Genomic DNA, 15,467 nt, shown 5'->3' with positions numbered 1-15,467 from the left:
GCGCCGCGGTTTGCTATGCCTTCAGTCGATACCCGGTCTTGAAGATCCACGCGACGATGGCAATGAAGATTGCCAGGAACACGAGCGTCATCGCAAGGCTTGTGCCGACTTGCACGTCCGCGAGGCCATAAAAGCTCCAGCGAAATCCGCTGATGAGATAGACGACCGGATTGAACAGCGCGACCGTCTTCCAAAATGGCGGAAGGATATTGATCGAATAAAAGCTGCCGCCGAGAAACGTGAGCGGCGTCACGATCAGGAGCGGAATGATCTGGAGTTTCTCGAAGCCGTCGGCCCATATTCCGATGATGAAACCGAGCAGGCTGAAAGTGACCGATGTCAGCAGAAGAAACAAAATCATCCACACCGGATGATCGATGCGCAGCGGCACGAAAAGCCGCGCCGTAGCAAGAATGATGAGGCCGAGAATGATCGACTTAGTGGCCGCCGCGCCGACATAACTGATGACGAGTTCCAGATACGACACCGGCGCGGACAGCAGTTCGTAGATGGTGCCGGTAAAGCGTGGAAAGTAGATGCCGAACGACGCATTCGCGATGCTCTGCGTGAGCAGCGACAACATGACGAGCCCCGGCACGATGAACGCGCCGTAGCTGATGCCGTCCACTTCCGGAATGCGCGTGCCGATGGCCGCGCCGAACACGACGAAGTAAAGCGATGTGGAGATGACCGGCGACACGATGCTTTGCATCAGCGTGCGCCCGGCGCGCGCCATCTCGAAGCGGTAGATTGCTCGAACTGCGTGTAGATTCATTTGGCGTCCCTGACGAGGCTCACGAAAATGTCTTCCAGTGAGCTTTGCGTCGTTTGCAGATCCTTGAAGCGCACGCCGGCTTCGTCGACATGGCGCAAGAGCGCGATGATGCGCCCCGGCTCGTCGTGCGCGTCATATGTATAAGTGAGTTCCGTGCCGCTCGCCGACAGCGTGAGACCGTACGGCGCGAGCGGCGCGGGAACGGCGGCGAGCGGTTGCTCGAGTTGCAGCGTGAGATTCTTCTGCCCGAGCTTACGCATCAGTTCGGCTTTCTCTTCGACGAGCACGATCTCGCCGCGATTGATGACGCCGATGCGGTCGGCCATCTCCTCCGCTTCTTCGATGTAATGCGTCGTCAGAATGATGGTGACGCCCTTCTCCTTCAGCGCCCGCACGAGATTCCACATATCGCGGCGCAGTTCGACATCGACGCCGGCGGTCGGCTCGTCGAGAAAAAGAATGTCAGGCTCGTGCGAGAGCGCCTTGGCAATCAGCACGCGCCGTTTCATGCCGCCCGAGAGCGTCATGATCTTGTTGTCCTTCTTGCTCCACAGCGACAGTGACTTCAAGACACGCTCGATGTGCGCCGGATTCGGCGCGCGCCCGAACAGTCCTCGGCTGAACGACACGGTGGCCCACACGGTCTCGAACGCGTCGGTCGTGAGTTCTTGCGGCACGAGCCCGATCATCGCGCGGGCGGCGCGGTAGTCGGTGACGATATCGTGACCCGCGACGGTGACCTGCCCCTGGCTCGCTCTCACGATGCCGCAGACGGTGGAGATAAGCGTCGTCTTGCCCGCCCCGTTCGGACCGAGCAGCGCGAAAATTTCGCCGCGCCGGATCTCCAGGTTCACGCCCTTGAGCGCGGAAAATCCCGACGCGTAGGTCTTGGAGAGATTGGAAATAGTGATGATGTTCGGCATGGCGTGGACGATAGCAGATACCGCGCGATTCGGCATGGACGAAGGGGTCGTCCGAATGGCCGATGTTCGGCGCGCCGTGCGGTGCCTACAATGTGTCCGCCAAAGCCAGGGAGCCGACATGTTTTTCGAACAGATTCAGACCGCCTGCCTCAACGACGCCGACGTGCCGTGGGTGCCCTTCACGCCCTACAGCGAGCATGTGATGGTGAAGTACTTCAAGCTGGACGCGATTCGCGGCGAGACCATCGCGCTATTGAAAGCGCCGGCCAAAGGCGAGATGCCGCGCCACCGGCATACCGGCACGGTCATCGTCTATACGGTGCAGGGGCGCTGGAAGTATCGCGAGCACGACTGGATCGCCGAGACAGGCAGCATCGTGTATGAGACTGCCGGGTCGAGTCACACGCCGGAAGCCGTCGCGCCGCAGCCGGCTGCGCCGGACATCATCACGCTGAACATCATTCACGGCGAACTCGTGTTCGTCGACGAGAACGGGCGCACGCTCGCCACGGAGAACTGGCGCAGCGGCTGGGAACGATACGCGGGCTACTGCCGCGCGCATGGCCTGACGCCGAAAGATCTGACGGCGTTCGGCTAGCGCGCGGGCGGTTGCATCAAGGCTTCGCGAAGAGCGCGTCGAGCGCGTCCGAATAGGCGCGCACGTTGGCATCGTGCAGCGGGTCGAGCGTTCGCAGAAACGCCTGCGCGGTCGCGCGGTAAGCGTCGAGATTCGCGTCGTGTTGCTCGAACGCCGTGCGCAACGCGCGGCCGCCGTCTTCGCAGTCGAAACCCTGGTAACGATAGCCGCACGCCCCGATGAGATGCGAGTTGTGAATCAGCGGATAGCCGCCGTGAAGCGCCTCGTAATACAGATAATTCTGCGCGTTCTCCCAGTGATGACTGACCACCGCATCCACTTCGCGCGGCACGATCTGCGCAAACGGAAAGCGCGCTTCGAACGACGCGAGGTTATGCCTGACCACGTCGAGACTGCGCGCGAACTCGACGAACGTCGGCTGCTCTTTCAGCTTGGCGGTGCCGTAGACGCGGACGGCGTCGATCACGTTCGGATCGGCCCGATGCGCGCACTCGCAACTGAGCAGCGGCACGTAGCTCGTCTTCACCATGGAGACGTTAGGTTCGAAGATGCCGATGCGCCAGCGCCGCTTGCCCGGCTGATAACCGAACGCGAGGCCTTCGGGCAGATTGCGCGCATCGTGTTCGAGGAGCATCGGGCTCCAGATGTGCGGCACGATGATGACCGGCGCGCGGCCGAGCGCCTGAAAGTACGGCTTGCACGACTTCTCGTACTCGGGCAGCGTCCACACGGCATCGTATGGCACTTGCGGCACGAGTCCCGCTGGCGGCAACGAAAAGATCATGCGCTCGATATCGAGCACGTAGTCATTGCCGACGCGCATCGAGACGATCTTCCCGCCGCGCTCACGGAACCGGAGCACCCAGTCGCGCTGCAGCTGCGCGTGCAGTTCGATCATCACATCCAGCCGGCCGAGCGCCGATTCCGGCTCGATGATCGGCGCGGGCGCATCCGCCATGAAGCGTTTCGCGTCCTCGCGCGTGCCGTCGCCGCTCGCGACGATGTACACCGCGTCCACGCGCGGCGAGCGTGCCAGCAGTTGAATGAGGAACAGCGCGTTCTGCGCGATGCCGCTCTCGAACATCGACTGTCCGCCTGCGCGGACATACACGGACACGCCTACGCGCAGGCGGCGCGGCGTTTTCTTGCTGGCGGCGTTGATGGAGCTCATCGTGCGGCGCTCCGGTTCGGTCGGTTCCAAAGGTGCATCAGACGATGCGCGTAAGCGTCGAGATTAGCCGCATTGAACGGGTTCACAGCGTCGATCACGCGAGCGGCGCGCGCCCGATAATCGTCGAGCGCGGCGTCGTGCTCGCGCAGCGCGCGCAGCAACTGGCGCGCGCCCTCCTGAACGTCGAAGTCGGGATAGTAGTAGCCCGCGTCTGCAAGCCACGGCGAGTTGTGGATCAGCGGATAGCCGCCGTAAAGCGCATCAAGGTAGAGATAATTTTGGTCGTTGGCCCATTGATGCGAGACGATTGCGTCGCCGTGCATCGCCATGAAGCTCACGACATCGTGCCGCCCCTCGAAAAGCGCGCGATGATCCCGCACGAGGTCGAGCGAATTCGCCATGTGCAGAAGCTTCGGGTGTTCCTTCATGTGGACGGTGTTGAGCGCGATCATGGACGCGACACTGCCGCTCTCCGCGCGATACGCCTCTTCGCAGATCAGCATGGGAATGGCCGAGGCTTTCTGCACCGAAATGTTCGGTTCGAGGATGCCGACGCGCAGCCCCTGCGCGCCCGCTTCCGCCCGCGTCCGGTAACCGTAGTGGTAGCCGTGTTGCGCGACATGCGCGATGCGCGCCTGCAAGAACTGCGGATGCCAGATATACGGCACCTCGAACACGTCGCAGCGATGCAGCGTGCGCATGATCGGCGCGGACGGCGCGTCCTTGGACAGCAGCCAGACTTCGTCGCAGCGATCGGGGCGCGACATGTGGCTCGGCTTCTCGAACACGGCGGGTTCGGCGAGTCCGAGATACGGCTGACCCACCACATAAAACACGACCTTGCGCCCGCGTGCGCGCATCAGGTCGAGCCAGCCGACATCGAGCGCGCCGCCCAGTTCGATGACGACATCGACGGCATCGGTGGCCTCGCGAGTGCCGATCACGCGCAGCTTCTTGCCGGCCACGTCGACGTCTTGCGGCATGGCCGCGAGCGCGCCGACATCGATCAGGACGACGGACGAAACGAACGGCAGACGCTGAAACAGTTCCGCGAGAAAGACGATGTTCTGGCCCATTCCGTTGGACCAGATGCTTTGTCCTTCGTAGCTCGCCATCGAAATGCCGATTCTCATTGACACCACTTTCAAGACTCCGAAAAGACGCTGCCGCACGTCCGGCGAGGCAAGCACGACACAGCGCCGTTGCGCAAGACCGGCGTGGCTTCGAAAGTTGATTCAGGACAATGACCGGAGCGCGGAAAAAGTCGAAGCGACGCGACGGACGACCGCGCTGACGGGCGAATCAAGGGCCGCGCATTCTATCAACTGCTTTGCGGCCGTCGTTTGATGAACTGAGTGTAGGTCAAAGATTAGGAAATATCGCAAGGCCAGGGCGAGGCTCGACGCGGCTGTTTAGAATCAGCGTGGGCGCGGGCACCACATATCTCAACGCATCACGAACAGGAGGAACGCAGCATGAACATTCAGACCGTCGGTATCGTCGGGGCAGGAACGATGGGCAACGGCATCGCGCAGGTCGCGGCCGTCGCGGGCTTCGACGTCGTGATGATCGACGTCACCGACGCCGCGCTCGCCAAGGGCGTCGCCACGCTGACTGCGAGTCTCGAACGCCTCGTCGCGAAGGACAAGCTCGACGCCGCCACGCGCGACGCGGCCATCGCGCGCATCGAGACGTCCACGGACTATGCGCGGCTTTCGGCAGCGGACATCGTGATCGAGGCGGCAACCGAGAACGTCGAGCTCAAGCATCGCATTCTCGGGCAAATCGAGGCGGCGGCGCGCGCGGATGCGATCATCGCATCGAACACGTCGTCCATTTCGATTACCGCGCTCGCCGCCACGCTCGCGCATCCGGAGCGCTTCATCGGCATGCACTTCTTTAATCCGGTGCCGCTGTTGCAACTGGTGGAAGTGATCCGCGGCGTGCAGACGAGCGACGAAACAGTGACCGCCGTGCGCGAACTCACCGAGAAGCTCGACAAGTCGCCGATCGGCGTGCGCAATTCGCCCGGCTTCGTCGTCAATCGCGTGCTCGTGCCGATGATCAACGAGGCGTTCTTCGTGCTGTACGAAGGCGTGGCAACGGCCGAGGAGATCGACACGGGCATGAAACTCGGCGCGAATCACCCGATCGGCCCGCTCGCGCTCGCGGATCTGATCGGCCTCGACGTGTGCCTGTCCGTGATGGACGTGTTCCTTAAAGACTTCGGCGATTCGAAGTACCGCGCGTGCCCGTTGCTGCGTGAACTCGTCGCCGCGGGGCACCTCGGCCGCAAGACCAAACGCGGCGTGTACCGCTACGATTGAGCGGTCGGGCGGCGGGGTGGCATGCATCGGATACCGTATGATCGCGGTCTTCCGCTGCAAGGCGCTTGCTTGCGCCACCGCTTTGGCTTATTCCTTAGCGGATGCGCCGCTCGCCGCGCTCATCGAATCATCCCGACACGCTCGCATCATGCAAATCTCTCCCAACGGGCAGCCGAACCTGAATCCGCGACAGCCGGTCGACATCGCCCGCATTCTGCTCGTGATCTCCATTCTGTCGGCGCTCGCGGCCGGCAGCCTGTTCATCCTGCGCCCGTTTCTGCCGGGCCTCATCTGGGCGACGACCATCGTCGTCGCCACGTGGCCGCTGATGCTCGCGGTGCAGCGCCGCTGCGGCAATCGCCGCTGGATCGCGACCACGGTCATGCTGCTCGGGCTGCTGATCGTGATCGTGCTGCCGCTCTATCAGGCGATCAGCACGCTCGCGCTGCATGGCGGCGAAATCATGTCCGCGATCAAGAGCCTGCCGACGTACGCGCTGCCGCCCCCGCCCGCCTGGGTCCACGACGTTCCGCTCGTCGGGCAGCGCGCCTCGACCGAATGGCAATCGCTTTCCGACGCCGGCCCCGGCGGCATGCTCGCGAAGCTCGAACCTTACGTGACCATCGCGGCGCGCTGGATGCTTTCACACGCGGCGGTCGTCGGCGTGTTCGTGATGCACATGGTGATCACCATCATCATCGCCGGCATTCTGTACACGCGCGGCGAGGCGGCGGGCAGCTTCGTGGTGCGCTTCGCGACGCGCGTCGCGGCGCAGCGCGGCGCGGAGGCCGTCAAGCTCGCCGGGCTCGCCGTGCGCGCGGTCGCGCTCGGCATCGTCGTGACGGCGGTCACGCAGTCGGCGCTCGGCGGAATCGGTCTGTGGATCGCCGGGGTGCCGGCCGCCGGCGTCATCACGGCGGTCATGCTCATGCTGTGTCTCGCGCAGATCGGCCCGCTTCTGCCGCTGCTCGGCGGCGTCGCCTGGCTTTTCTGGCACGGCTCGCACGTCGCGGCGGCGCTGTTGTTGGTGTGGTCGCTCATGATCGCGATGCTCGACAACTTCTTGCGTCCGCTGCTGATTCAGCGCGGCGTCAATCTGTCGATGCTGCTGATTCTCTCCGGCGTACTCGGCGGCATGTTTGCATTCGGAATAGTCGGATTATTCATCGGGCCCGTTATTCTTGCGGTCACGTCCACCATTTTGAATGCGTGGATTAACGAGCAGCCGTCCATGCCTCAAGTCGACGCAATCGCCACCGAGGAAATCGCCCGCGCCGCGCCGGAAAAGGGTTTGGCGGATGCGTCACGGCCGCGTCCGTGACTTATCTCAAAATGAGTCTTTACAGAATCACACAGAACAGTCGGAATTATTCCAAATGTGTCTTAGGAGTGTGACTAAAAACGCTGTTGCGCCTTACAGCACACGGCGTTTGAAGCGAAATCGACGGCACACATCCATTACAATGCGGGTCTTTGATACTTGCCCGCTGAAGGGCGTAGGGGAATGACCATGTCTCTGCGCGACGTGGACGCCATCGATTACATCGGAATCAATATTCTGTTCAAGCAGGTATACGTTGGCCTTTTCGACGACCTCGACTGGCAAGACGAAGAACTGCACCAGGAATTACTGACGAAGAAAATCGACCGCTACACCCGATATATCAGGTCGGGAAAATTACTACTGAATTATCCTAAAGTCCGGGGTTATGAGATCGTGATCGAATATGTGTCGATGCACGCCATGCCCCCGTCCGCCGCCGCGTTCTGGAGAACGCGCGAGAGTCTGATTCGCAGCGCGGGCTTCACCGTCCGCACGCGCGGCGTGGATGTGCGTCGTTCGCTCGGACTCAAAGCCGAGGAACCGGCGCAAGTCGTGGTGGCAGAAGAAGTCGAAGAACTCGTCGAGCCGCCTGCACTGGAAGTGCTGGACCCGGAGCCGCGCATGCATCTGGCGGAAAGCGCTGAGATTTCTTTCTTGCCGCCACTGGTGTCGCAGCAGCGTCGCGCGCATACGCTGCCGATCCTGACGCGGCTATCGCTGCGGCGTGCTTCGATGTAGTTATCGAAAAAAGCGAACCTACGAAATGAAAAGGCGAGGCCCGGTGCCTCGCCTTTTTTCGTTCGCGATACCGCCTCTTACTTGCCCATGCCGAGCGCGGAGCTGGCAATCGACGGCACCGAGATGCCGTTCGTCTTGGCGTACTGCACCGCCTGCGTCAACGTTTGCACGAGCGATTGCAATTGCCCCGGCGCCGACTGCGCGATGTAAGTAGCCGCCTGCGCCGTTGCCGGGTTCGATCCCGCCTGCAGTAGCGACGACACGTTCATCGTGTCCTTCACCGCGCCCAGGTCCGACTGAAGCCCCGCGTACTGCTTCACGCCCTGCCCCAACGACGCCAGTCCGTCCGTGAACGTCTGCTTGCTCGCGGCGGTCGGCGGCGTTGCCGACTTGTTCGCGAACGCCTGCATCAGCGATTGCGACACGCTCTGCTGCGTGCCGCCGAGTTGCGACAACATGCTGGTGCTCGGCGCGCCGCCGCTCGTCGCGCTCGACAACAAGCCCGCCGCCGACTGAGCCTGACTCGCGACGCTCGACATGCCCATCGCTGACGCGAGGCTCGACTGTCCACTCAACACTTGCTGGTTCGCGCCGAGATAGTTCTGCACGAGCGAGCCGAGGGCGGACGGCTGCCCCGCGCTGTCGCCGGCCTGTCCCGACGACTCCGACTTGTTGCCGAAGCCGAACTGCTGGAGATTGATTTGTGCGTAAGACGCGGCCGGCGTCGCGAGCGCGCCTGCGAGAGCCGTTGCAACGAGCGCGATCCGTAGCGACCGATTCGACATGATCGGGTTCCTCCTTCAAATGTTCCGACGTGAATGAGCCGTTTCGACCAGCGGCTCTCCCGACGGTTCGCGGCGCGCTGCCCCGCGTTACATTTGCTTGCCAATTCCTCCGATCGTCGATGCAACGCCCCGCCCGATCATTTCGCGTTATCGGCCATGCCCGACTGTCGCAGTTCGGGGAAATCGTCCTCCCAGAATTCGAACGCGCCGCGCGCGCCGTCCTGCGCGCGGGCCGCTTCCTGTCGGCGCAGATCGACGCGCCGGATCTTGCCCGAAATCGTCTTCGGCAATTCGGCAAACTCGATCCGCCGGATGCGCTTGTACGGCGCGAGCCGCTCACGCGAGAACGCGAAGACGCTGCGCGCGAGGTCGGGGCCCATCGTGAAGCCGTGCCGCAGCGTGACGAACGCTTTCGGCACTGAAAGCCGCAGCGGATCGGGGCTCGGCACGACCGCGGCCTCGGCAATCGCTTCGTGTTCGATCAGCACGCTCTCCAGTTCGAAGGGGCTCAGACGGTAATCGGAAGACTTGAACACGTCGTCGGCGCGCCCGACATACGTGAAATAGCCGTCCGCGCCGCATGCCGCAACATCGGATGTGCGATAGAAGCCGCCGCGCATCGCGTTCTCGGTGGCGGCGGGGTTGTCCGCGTAACCGGTCATCAGACCGAGCGGCGGCGGATCGAGCGAGAGCGCAATCTCCCCTTCGTCGGCGGAGTTGCCTTCCGGATCGAGCAGCACCACGCGATACCCCGGCAGCGGACGTCCCATCGAGCCGGGCACGAGCCGCTGGCCCGGCGAGTTGGCGATCTGCGCGGTGGTTTCCGTCTGCCCGTAGCCATCGCGAATCGGCACGCCCCACGCCGCCTGCACGCGCTCGACGACTTCCGGATTGAGCGGCTCGCCCGCCCCGACGATCTCGCGCAGCTTCACCTTGTACGACGCCAGCGGTTCCTGTACGAGCATGCGCCACACGGTCGGCGGCGCGCAGAGCGTGGTGACGTCGTGCGTCACCAGCACGTTCAGCGTGCGCGCGGCGTCGAAGCGGCTGAAGTTGTAGATAAAGACGCACGCCTGCGCATTCCACGGCGCGAAGAAGCAGCTCCACGCGTGCTTCGCCCAGCCGGGCGAACTGATATTCCAATGCACGTCGCCGGGTTGCAGGCCGATCCAGTACATCGTCGAAAGGTGGCCGACCGGATAGCTTTCGTGCGTATGCGCGACGAGCTTCGGCTTCGACGTGGTGCCCGATGTGAAGTAAAGGAGATACGGATCGCTCGCCTTGGTTTCGGCGTCCGCGTGAAATTCGGGCGATGCATCGTACGCCGCGTCGTAGCCGAGCCAGCCGTCGCGCGCCCCGCCGACGGACAAGCGCAGTCCGCGCAAGTCGATGCCGTCGAACTTGTGTGTCTCGTTCGCATCCACGATGACGTGATCCACACGCCCGAGCGCGATGCGATCGCGCAGATCGCCGCTTGCAAGCTGCGTCGTCGCGGGCAGTACGACTGCGCCGAGCTTCATCGCGGCGAGCATCGTTTCCCACAACTCGACGCGATTCGGCAGCATCAGGAGAATGCGCTCGCCGCGCTTCACGCCGAGCGCGCGCAGGTGATTCGCGACGCGCGCCGACCGCTCGCTCATCTCCGCGAAGCTGAGGCGCGTTTCATCGCCGCTTTCATCGACGATGCAAAGCGCAGGCGCGTCGTTGCCGCGCGCCATAGGATCGAAATAATCGAGCGCCCAGTTGAAGCGGTCGAGCACGGGCCATTCGAACTCGCGGTACGCGGTGTCGTAATCGGTACGGTGACGCAGCAGAAAGTCTCTCGCTTCTATGAACGGCCGGGCTCGATTCATGGCGTCTCCTTTCATGTGCCGCTAGACATTGCGCGCAATCACCATGCGCTGGACTTCGCTCGTGCCTTCGTAAATCTGCGTGATGCGGGCATCGCGATAATGCCGCTCCACCGGGTAGTCCTGAAGATAGCCGTAGCCGCCGTGAATCTGGATCGCGTCCGAGCACACGCGCTCGGCCATCTCGGATGCGAACAGCTTCGCCTGCGACGCCTCCGACAGACACGGCACGCCCTCCGTGCGCATGCGCGCCGCGTGCAGCACCAGAAGCCGCGCGGCGTTGATCTGCGTCTGCATGTCGGCGAGCATGTTCGCGACCGACTGATGCTCGCGAATCGGCTTGCCGAACTGCACGCGATCGCGCGAGTAGGCGCGCGCTGCATCGAAGGCCGCGCGCGCGATGCCGAGCGCCTGCGCCGCAATTCCGATGCGCCCGCCTTCCAGATTCGACAGCGCGATCTTGAGCCCCTCGCCGCGCGCGCCGAGCAGATTCGCGGCGGGAATCGCGCAGTCGTCGAAGGTGATCGGACACGTATCCGATGCGCGGATGCCGAGCTTGTGCTCGGGCGGTCCGACATTGAAGCCCGGCGTGTTCTTCGGCACGATGAACGCCGAGATGCCGCGCTTGCCCGCTTCCGGGTCCGTCACGGCAAACACGATGGCCACGCCCGCGCGCCGACCGTTGGTCACGAACTGCTTGCTGCCCGAGATGATCCACTGCCCGTCGCGCTCGACGGCGCGCACGCGCAGGTTGTTCGCCTCGGAGCCGGCTTGGGGCTCGGTGAGGCAGAACGCGCCGATCACTTCGCCGCTCGCGAGCTTCGGCAGCCATTCGGCCTTTTGCGCGTCGGTGCCGTACGCGAGAATCGGCCCGCAGCCGACGGAGTTGTGCACGCTCATCATCGTCGCGCACGACGCGCAGCCGGCGGCGATTTCCTCCATCGCGAGCGCGTAGGCGGTGTAGTCGCTGTAAGTGCCGCCGAGTTCCGCCGGCACGATCATGCCGAGCAGGCCGAGTTCGCCCAACTGGCGCACGACGGCATCGGGAATCGCGCCGTCGCGGTCCCACTGGCCCGCGTTCGGCGCGAGCACTTCAGCCGAAAACTGGCGCGCCGCATCGCGGATCATGCGCTGCTCTTCGGTGAGAAAACTGTCGATCATGGTTGAACTCGCAAATGGCCTCGTCAGTCGTTCGGATACACTGGCTCGCCGGTTCCCGGCGGGCGCTTCGCCAGTCTAGGCAATCGTCCGCGCCCGGCCGATGACCAGAACGATCACGCTAACTGAACGCTTTCGCCACCTAGTGACAACCCCAATCCGCAGAAGAGAATTCGAGCGCGATTCGATCGCCGTCAGTCTCGTCGACGCGGCGCTGCGGTGCGCCGAAGCGCGCGGCAGGGCGCGCGCAACGCTGCTCGACGCAGCGGGCATCGCGCCGGCGATGCTGGATTCGCCGCGCGCCCGCGTTTCGCCCGCGCAGTACGGCCGGCTGTGGCACGCGATAGCCGACGCGCTCGACGACGAATTCTTCGGCCAGGACCCGCACCCGATGCGGCGCGGCAGCTTCGTGCTCATGTCGCAGGCGGCGCTCGGCGCGCGCGACGGCGCGCAGGCGCTGGGACGTATCGCGGCGTTCATGCGGCTCGTGCTCGACGAGCTGACGTTCGAGCCGCACATCGACGAGAAGCGCGTGCGAATCGTGCTGCGCGACGCGCACGCGCCGAAGACGATGTTCGCCTACGCGACGGGCTTTATCCTCGTGTATGGCTTGCTGTGCTGGCTCGTCGGGCGGCGCATTCCGGTGCTCGCCGCGAACCTTCGCTGTGCGGAGCCGGACCACAGCGACGAATACCGCCTGATGTTCTGCGACGCCATGCGCTTCGATCAGCCGCAAAGCCATGTCGATCTCGCGCCCGAGTGCGCGGCCCTCCCGGTCGTGCAGACGACATCGACACTGAAGACGTTTCTGCGCGACGCGCCCGCGAACTTCATCGTGAAGTATCGCAATCCCGAGTCGCTCGCCGCGCGCATCCGCAAGCGCCTGCGCGAGACTGCGCCAGCCGACTGGCCGGATGCCGATAGCATGGCGCTGTCGCTGAATATGGCCGAAGCCACGCTGCGGCGGCGTCTGAAACAGGAAGGGCTGACGCTGCAGGCGATCAAGGATGCGCTACGCCGCGACCTGGCAATCTCGCGTCTCGCGGACACGAACGAGACCATTCCGGAGATCGCCGCCGCGCTCGGCTTCTCGGAACCGAGCGCGTTCCGGCGCGCGTTTCGCAAATGGACAGGCGTGCGCCCGGCGGACTACCGGTGGGCGCGCTGACGGCGCGACTGCTATATTGAGACGTCCGATTGACATCGCGGAGCGCGCCATGACCCAGCCACGCCAGACCGAAGCGACGAAAGATCAGAACCCGGCGAACGAGGAGGACTTGCTCGACGAAGCCCTCGACGAGACGTTCCCGGCCAGCGATCCGATCGCGGTGCATCCAGAGCCGGAATCGCCGGGCGAGGATAAGAAAGCGAAGAAGTAATTCAACTGTCGTTCGGACCCGGCTCGTCCGGCGTCGAAAGCAGTGCGACGAGTTTCTCGACGTGCTGATGCAACAGCTTCACGTGCTTGTTGATCTGTTCGAGCCGCCCGGACAGATCGGCCTTCGCGGCTTCGCTCATGCGGTCGGAGGCGATGAGTTCGTCGGCTCGCGGCAGCATCGGCTCCACTTGCAGCAATCCGAGCTGGCGCTCCAGCCGGCGCAAATCTTGTGACAGCAGTTCGCGATTCTTCCTGAAAAGCAGATCGCGCCGGTTGACTTCCGCCTGTTGCATCGCGAGGTCGGCGACGCGGCGCGTGGCTTCCGTCTGCGAAAGAAGCGGCTCCGGGCCGCGCAGCACGGACCGCTTCGGCGCGGGGTGCGCGGTGCCGCGAAAGACGGCGAACGGTCTTTCCTCGTCGAGCGCGCGCTTGACTTCGGCCGGCACGTCGGCGGCATTGCGGCGCTCGTCCATCCAGTGAGGCGGCAGGCCGGACACCAGTTCGATGCCGCGCACGAACTCCTCGTTGAAGTCCCGTTGACCCGCGACGATGAGCTTCATGAACGACGGCGAGAAGTTCATCATGCGCGCGAGACGCGCCGCGCCGCCGGGCGAACCGACTAGAACGTTCAGGTTCGATCGCCAGACGACAAACAACGTTTCGTCGAAATCTTCCATGGACAGGCTCCCTGCAGGCCGCGACGCAGCACGCCGCGCCTCGCTGTAGCGCGACATCCGGCCGCGCGCATGCTTATCCTGTTTCCGATTGCCACCGCGCGCCGGGCCCGGCGCGTCGTCTACCGATACATACCGCATAAAACACCATACTACCGACATCGGCAAGCCGGACGGACTTCGATGTCCGCGCCGGGCGCGCCGGATTGAGAATGCCGCGCCGGTCCAGACGCGGCAGAAAGCTTACGGTTCGTTGCGCAGGTACCCTTCCTTGCTGGGGTCCATCATCCGCCACGAGACCAGGAGCGAGATTGCGCACATCACCGTCACATACCAGTAGAAGCCGGACTCCATGCCCTCCGTCTTGAACTTGAGCGCGACATATTCCGCCGATCCGCCGAACACCGCGTTCGCCACCGCATACGAAAGACCCACGCCCAGCGCGCGCACTTCAGGCGGAAACATCTCGGCCTTGATGAGACCGCTGATCGACGTATAGAAGCTCACGATGGCGAGCGCCGCGACGACGAGCACGAACGCCATGACCGGACTCGTCACGTCGCGCAGCGCGTGCAGCAGCGGCACGGTGCACAGCGTGGCGAGCGCGCCGAACCACAGCATCGACTGGCGGCGGCCGATGCGGTCCGACAGCGCGCCGAACACCGGTTGCAACAGCATATAGACGAGGAGCGCGAGCGTCATCACGTTGCTCGCGGTCTTCGCGTGCATGCCCGCCGTGTTGACCAGATACTTCTGCATGTACGTGGTGAACGTGTAGAAGATGAGCGAGCCGCCCGCCGTGAAGCCGACCACGGTCATGAACGCGCCCTTGTGCTGCATCAGCCCGGCAAGCGTGCCGGCTTCCTTGCGCTCGCGAATTTCGGCGGTCGTGGTTTCATTGAGCGATCGGCGCAAATACAGCGAAACGAGCGCCGCGCACGCGCCGACGAAAAACGGAATCCGCCAGCCCCACGCCTTCAGTTCTTCCGTCGACAGAAAAAACTGGAGGATGACGAGCACGAGAAGCGCGGCAAGCTGCCCGCCGATCAGCGTGACGTACTGGAATGACGCGAAGAACCCGCGCCGCCCGCGCAGCGCCACTTCGCTCATATACGTGGCGCTCGTGCCGTATTCGCCGCCCACCGACAAGCCCTGAAACAGCCGCGCAATCAGGAGCAGGAGCGGCGCCCATGCGCCGATGCTCGCGTAAGTCGGCAGAAAAGTGATGACGAGCGATCCGCCGCACATCATCAGGACGGAGATCATCATCGCGTTGCGGCGGCCGTGCTTGTCGGCGATCCGGCCGAACAGCCAGCCGCCGATCGGACGCATCAGAAAGCCCGCCGCGAATACGCCCGCCGTGTTGAGCAGTTGCACGGTCGGATTGCTTCCGGGGAAGAACGCGGCCGAGAAGTAGAGGGCGAGGAACGAATAGATATAGAAGTCGAACCACTCGACGAGATTGCCCGACGATGCGCCGACGATGGCGAAAACGCGTCGCCGGGTGTCCTCTGCGGTGTATTGGGGAAGATCGGTCATGTTTGTGGTGAACTCTTTGTCTCGTTCGTATGGCAAGCCCGGCGCACGAGCCGGGACCGAACGCTCTCTCGGCGTTCGGGCGCAAGTTTAAACGACGCGTCGGGGGGGCGGGGGGGGGCCCCCCCCCCCCCCCCCCCCCCCCCCCCCCCGCCCCCCCCCGCCCCCCCCCCCCCCCCCCCCCCCCCCCCCCCCCCCCCCCCCCCCCCCCCCCCCCCCCCCCCCCCCCC

The 15,467-nt window shown here is 64.1% G+C and carries 15 protein-coding genes; 6 read left to right on the top strand and 9 right to left on the bottom strand.

Annotated features, from left to right (window positions below; translation table 11 throughout):
* Positions 1-13: 13 nt before the first annotated feature.
* Together NCR35_RS15235 and NCR35_RS15230 are read right to left on the bottom strand one after the other, a co-directional pair.
* On the bottom strand, positions 14-775 hold the full coding sequence (locus tag NCR35_RS15235) for an ABC transporter permease (protein WP_244849894.1): 762 nt from the start codon (positions 773-775) through the stop codon (positions 14-16).
* The gene (locus NCR35_RS15230) at positions 772-1,734 is read right to left on the bottom strand and encodes an ABC transporter ATP-binding protein (RefSeq protein WP_250534987.1); all 963 of its coding nucleotides are present in this window, start codon (positions 1,732-1,734) and stop codon (positions 772-774) included. The genes NCR35_RS15235 and NCR35_RS15230 overlap by 4 nt, the downstream gene beginning before the upstream one ends.
* A gap of 82 nt (positions 1,735-1,816) precedes the next feature.
* Here NCR35_RS15230 and NCR35_RS15225 point away from each other — a divergent pair, with 82 nt between their 5' ends.
* Entirely contained in the window at positions 1,817-2,296 is a 480-nt protein-coding gene (locus tag NCR35_RS15225) for a 2,4'-dihydroxyacetophenone dioxygenase family protein (RefSeq protein ID WP_250534985.1), read from the top strand.
* A 16-nt stretch (positions 2,297-2,312) separates the two neighbouring features.
* Here NCR35_RS15225 and NCR35_RS15220 read toward each other — a convergent pair whose 3' ends face one another.
* Together NCR35_RS15220 and NCR35_RS15215 are read right to left on the bottom strand one after the other, a co-directional pair.
* Complete coding sequence (locus NCR35_RS15220) at positions 2,313-3,467, bottom strand: DUF2827 domain-containing protein (RefSeq protein ID WP_250534984.1); 1,155 nt, start codon at positions 3,465-3,467, stop codon at positions 2,313-2,315.
* The gene (locus NCR35_RS15215) at positions 3,464-4,600 is read right to left on the bottom strand and encodes a DUF2827 domain-containing protein (protein ID WP_250534983.1); all 1,137 of its coding nucleotides are present in this window, start codon (positions 4,598-4,600) and stop codon (positions 3,464-3,466) included. Before NCR35_RS15215 ends, NCR35_RS15220 begins: the two co-directional genes overlap by 4 nt.
* A gap of 342 nt (positions 4,601-4,942) precedes the next feature.
* Here NCR35_RS15215 and NCR35_RS15210 point away from each other — a divergent pair, with 342 nt between their 5' ends.
* The 3 genes from NCR35_RS15210 to NCR35_RS15200 all read left to right on the top strand — a co-directional run bounded on the left by NCR35_RS15210 (position 4,943) and on the right by NCR35_RS15200 (position 7,856).
* Complete coding sequence (locus NCR35_RS15210; protein ID WP_250534982.1) at positions 4,943-5,794, top strand: 3-hydroxybutyryl-CoA dehydrogenase; 852 nt, start codon at positions 4,943-4,945, stop codon at positions 5,792-5,794.
* 148 nt (positions 5,795-5,942) lie between these two features.
* A complete protein-coding gene (gene ydiK, locus NCR35_RS15205) occupies positions 5,943-7,115 on the top strand; it encodes an AI-2E family transporter YdiK (RefSeq protein WP_250534980.1) in 1,173 nt (390 codons plus the stop codon).
* A gap of 189 nt (positions 7,116-7,304) precedes the next feature.
* A complete protein-coding gene (locus NCR35_RS15200) occupies positions 7,305-7,856 on the top strand; it encodes a DUF6572 domain-containing protein (RefSeq protein ID WP_250534979.1) in 552 nt (183 codons plus the stop codon).
* Positions 7,857-7,933: 77 nt separating this feature from the next.
* Here the strand turns inward: NCR35_RS15200 and NCR35_RS15195 are convergent, their stop codons facing one another.
* The 3 genes from NCR35_RS15195 to NCR35_RS15185 all read right to left on the bottom strand — a co-directional run bounded on the left by NCR35_RS15195 (position 7,934) and on the right by NCR35_RS15185 (position 11,649).
* A complete protein-coding gene (locus NCR35_RS15195; RefSeq protein ID WP_250534978.1) occupies positions 7,934-8,641 on the bottom strand; it encodes a hypothetical protein in 708 nt (235 codons plus the stop codon).
* Positions 8,642-8,778: 137 nt separating this feature from the next.
* Positions 8,779-10,494: an AMP-binding protein gene (locus NCR35_RS15190; protein ID WP_250534976.1), complete on the bottom strand. Its 1,716-nt coding sequence runs from the start codon at positions 10,492-10,494 to the stop codon at positions 8,779-8,781.
* Between the two features lie 21 nt (positions 10,495-10,515).
* Positions 10,516-11,649, bottom strand: coding sequence for an acyl-CoA dehydrogenase family protein (locus NCR35_RS15185; RefSeq protein ID WP_350029206.1), 1,134 nt, complete (start codon positions 11,647-11,649; stop codon positions 10,516-10,518).
* Between the two features lie 103 nt (positions 11,650-11,752).
* Here NCR35_RS15185 and NCR35_RS15180 point away from each other — a divergent pair, with 103 nt between their 5' ends.
* Together NCR35_RS15180 and NCR35_RS15175 are read left to right on the top strand one after the other, a co-directional pair.
* Positions 11,753-12,817: an AraC family transcriptional regulator gene (locus NCR35_RS15180; RefSeq protein WP_502801681.1), complete on the top strand. Its 1,065-nt coding sequence runs from the start codon at positions 11,753-11,755 to the stop codon at positions 12,815-12,817.
* Positions 12,818-12,866: 49 nt separating this feature from the next.
* Positions 12,867-13,028, top strand: coding sequence for a hypothetical protein (locus NCR35_RS15175; protein WP_250534972.1), 162 nt, complete (start codon positions 12,867-12,869; stop codon positions 13,026-13,028).
* Between the two features lies 1 nt (position 13,029).
* Here the strand turns inward: NCR35_RS15175 and NCR35_RS15170 are convergent, their stop codons facing one another.
* A complete protein-coding gene (locus NCR35_RS15170; RefSeq protein ID WP_250534971.1) occupies positions 13,030-13,704 on the bottom strand; it encodes a hypothetical protein in 675 nt (224 codons plus the stop codon).
* 240 nt (positions 13,705-13,944) lie between these two features.
* Positions 13,945-15,240, bottom strand: coding sequence for an MFS family transporter (locus NCR35_RS15165; protein WP_250534970.1), 1,296 nt, complete (start codon positions 15,238-15,240; stop codon positions 13,945-13,947).
* Positions 15,241-15,467: the final 227 nt, after the last annotated feature.

The organism is Caballeronia sp. AZ10_KS36 (genome assembly GCF_023631105.1).
Taxonomy (GTDB): Bacteria; Pseudomonadota; Gammaproteobacteria; order Burkholderiales; family Burkholderiaceae; genus Caballeronia.
The sequence above is the reverse complement of the archived record's forward strand: the minus strand, read 5'-3'. Positions and strand labels throughout refer to the sequence as shown.

Excerpts from the sequence above, each read along its gene's own strand:
- NCR35_RS15195 (WP_250534978.1), bottom strand. The coding sequence starts at position 8,641 with ATGTCGAATCGGTCGCTACGGATCGCGCTCGTTGCAACGGCTCTCGCA.
- NCR35_RS15170 (WP_250534971.1), bottom strand. The coding sequence starts at position 13,704 with ATGGAAGATTTCGACGAAACGTTGTTTGTCGTCTGGCGATCGAACCTG.
- NCR35_RS15220 (WP_250534984.1), bottom strand. The coding sequence starts at position 3,467 with ATGAGCTCCATCAACGCCGCCAGCAAGAAAACGCCGCGCCGCCTGCGC.
- NCR35_RS15165 (WP_250534970.1), bottom strand. The coding sequence starts at position 15,240 with ATGACCGATCTTCCCCAATACACCGCAGAGGACACCCGGCGACGCGTT.
- ydiK (WP_250534980.1), top strand. The coding sequence starts at position 5,943 with ATGCAAATCTCTCCCAACGGGCAGCCGAACCTGAATCCGCGACAGCCG.
- NCR35_RS15210 (WP_250534982.1), top strand. The coding sequence starts at position 4,943 with ATGAACATTCAGACCGTCGGTATCGTCGGGGCAGGAACGATGGGCAAC.
- NCR35_RS15190 (WP_250534976.1), bottom strand. The coding sequence starts at position 10,494 with ATGAATCGAGCCCGGCCGTTCATAGAAGCGAGAGACTTTCTGCTGCGT.
- NCR35_RS15235 (WP_244849894.1), bottom strand. The coding sequence starts at position 775 with ATGAATCTACACGCAGTTCGAGCAATCTACCGCTTCGAGATGGCGCGC.
- NCR35_RS15175 (WP_250534972.1), top strand. The coding sequence starts at position 12,867 with ATGACCCAGCCACGCCAGACCGAAGCGACGAAAGATCAGAACCCGGCG.
- NCR35_RS15180 (WP_502801681.1), top strand. The coding sequence starts at position 11,753 with ATGACCAGAACGATCACGCTAACTGAACGCTTTCGCCACCTAGTGACA.
- NCR35_RS15225 (WP_250534985.1), top strand. The coding sequence starts at position 1,817 with ATGTTTTTCGAACAGATTCAGACCGCCTGCCTCAACGACGCCGACGTG.
- NCR35_RS15230 (WP_250534987.1), bottom strand. The coding sequence starts at position 1,734 with ATGCCGAATCGCGCGGTATCTGCTATCGTCCACGCCATGCCGAACATC.
- NCR35_RS15215 (WP_250534983.1), bottom strand. The coding sequence starts at position 4,600 with ATGAGAATCGGCATTTCGATGGCGAGCTACGAAGGACAAAGCATCTGG.
- NCR35_RS15200 (WP_250534979.1), top strand. The coding sequence starts at position 7,305 with ATGTCTCTGCGCGACGTGGACGCCATCGATTACATCGGAATCAATATT.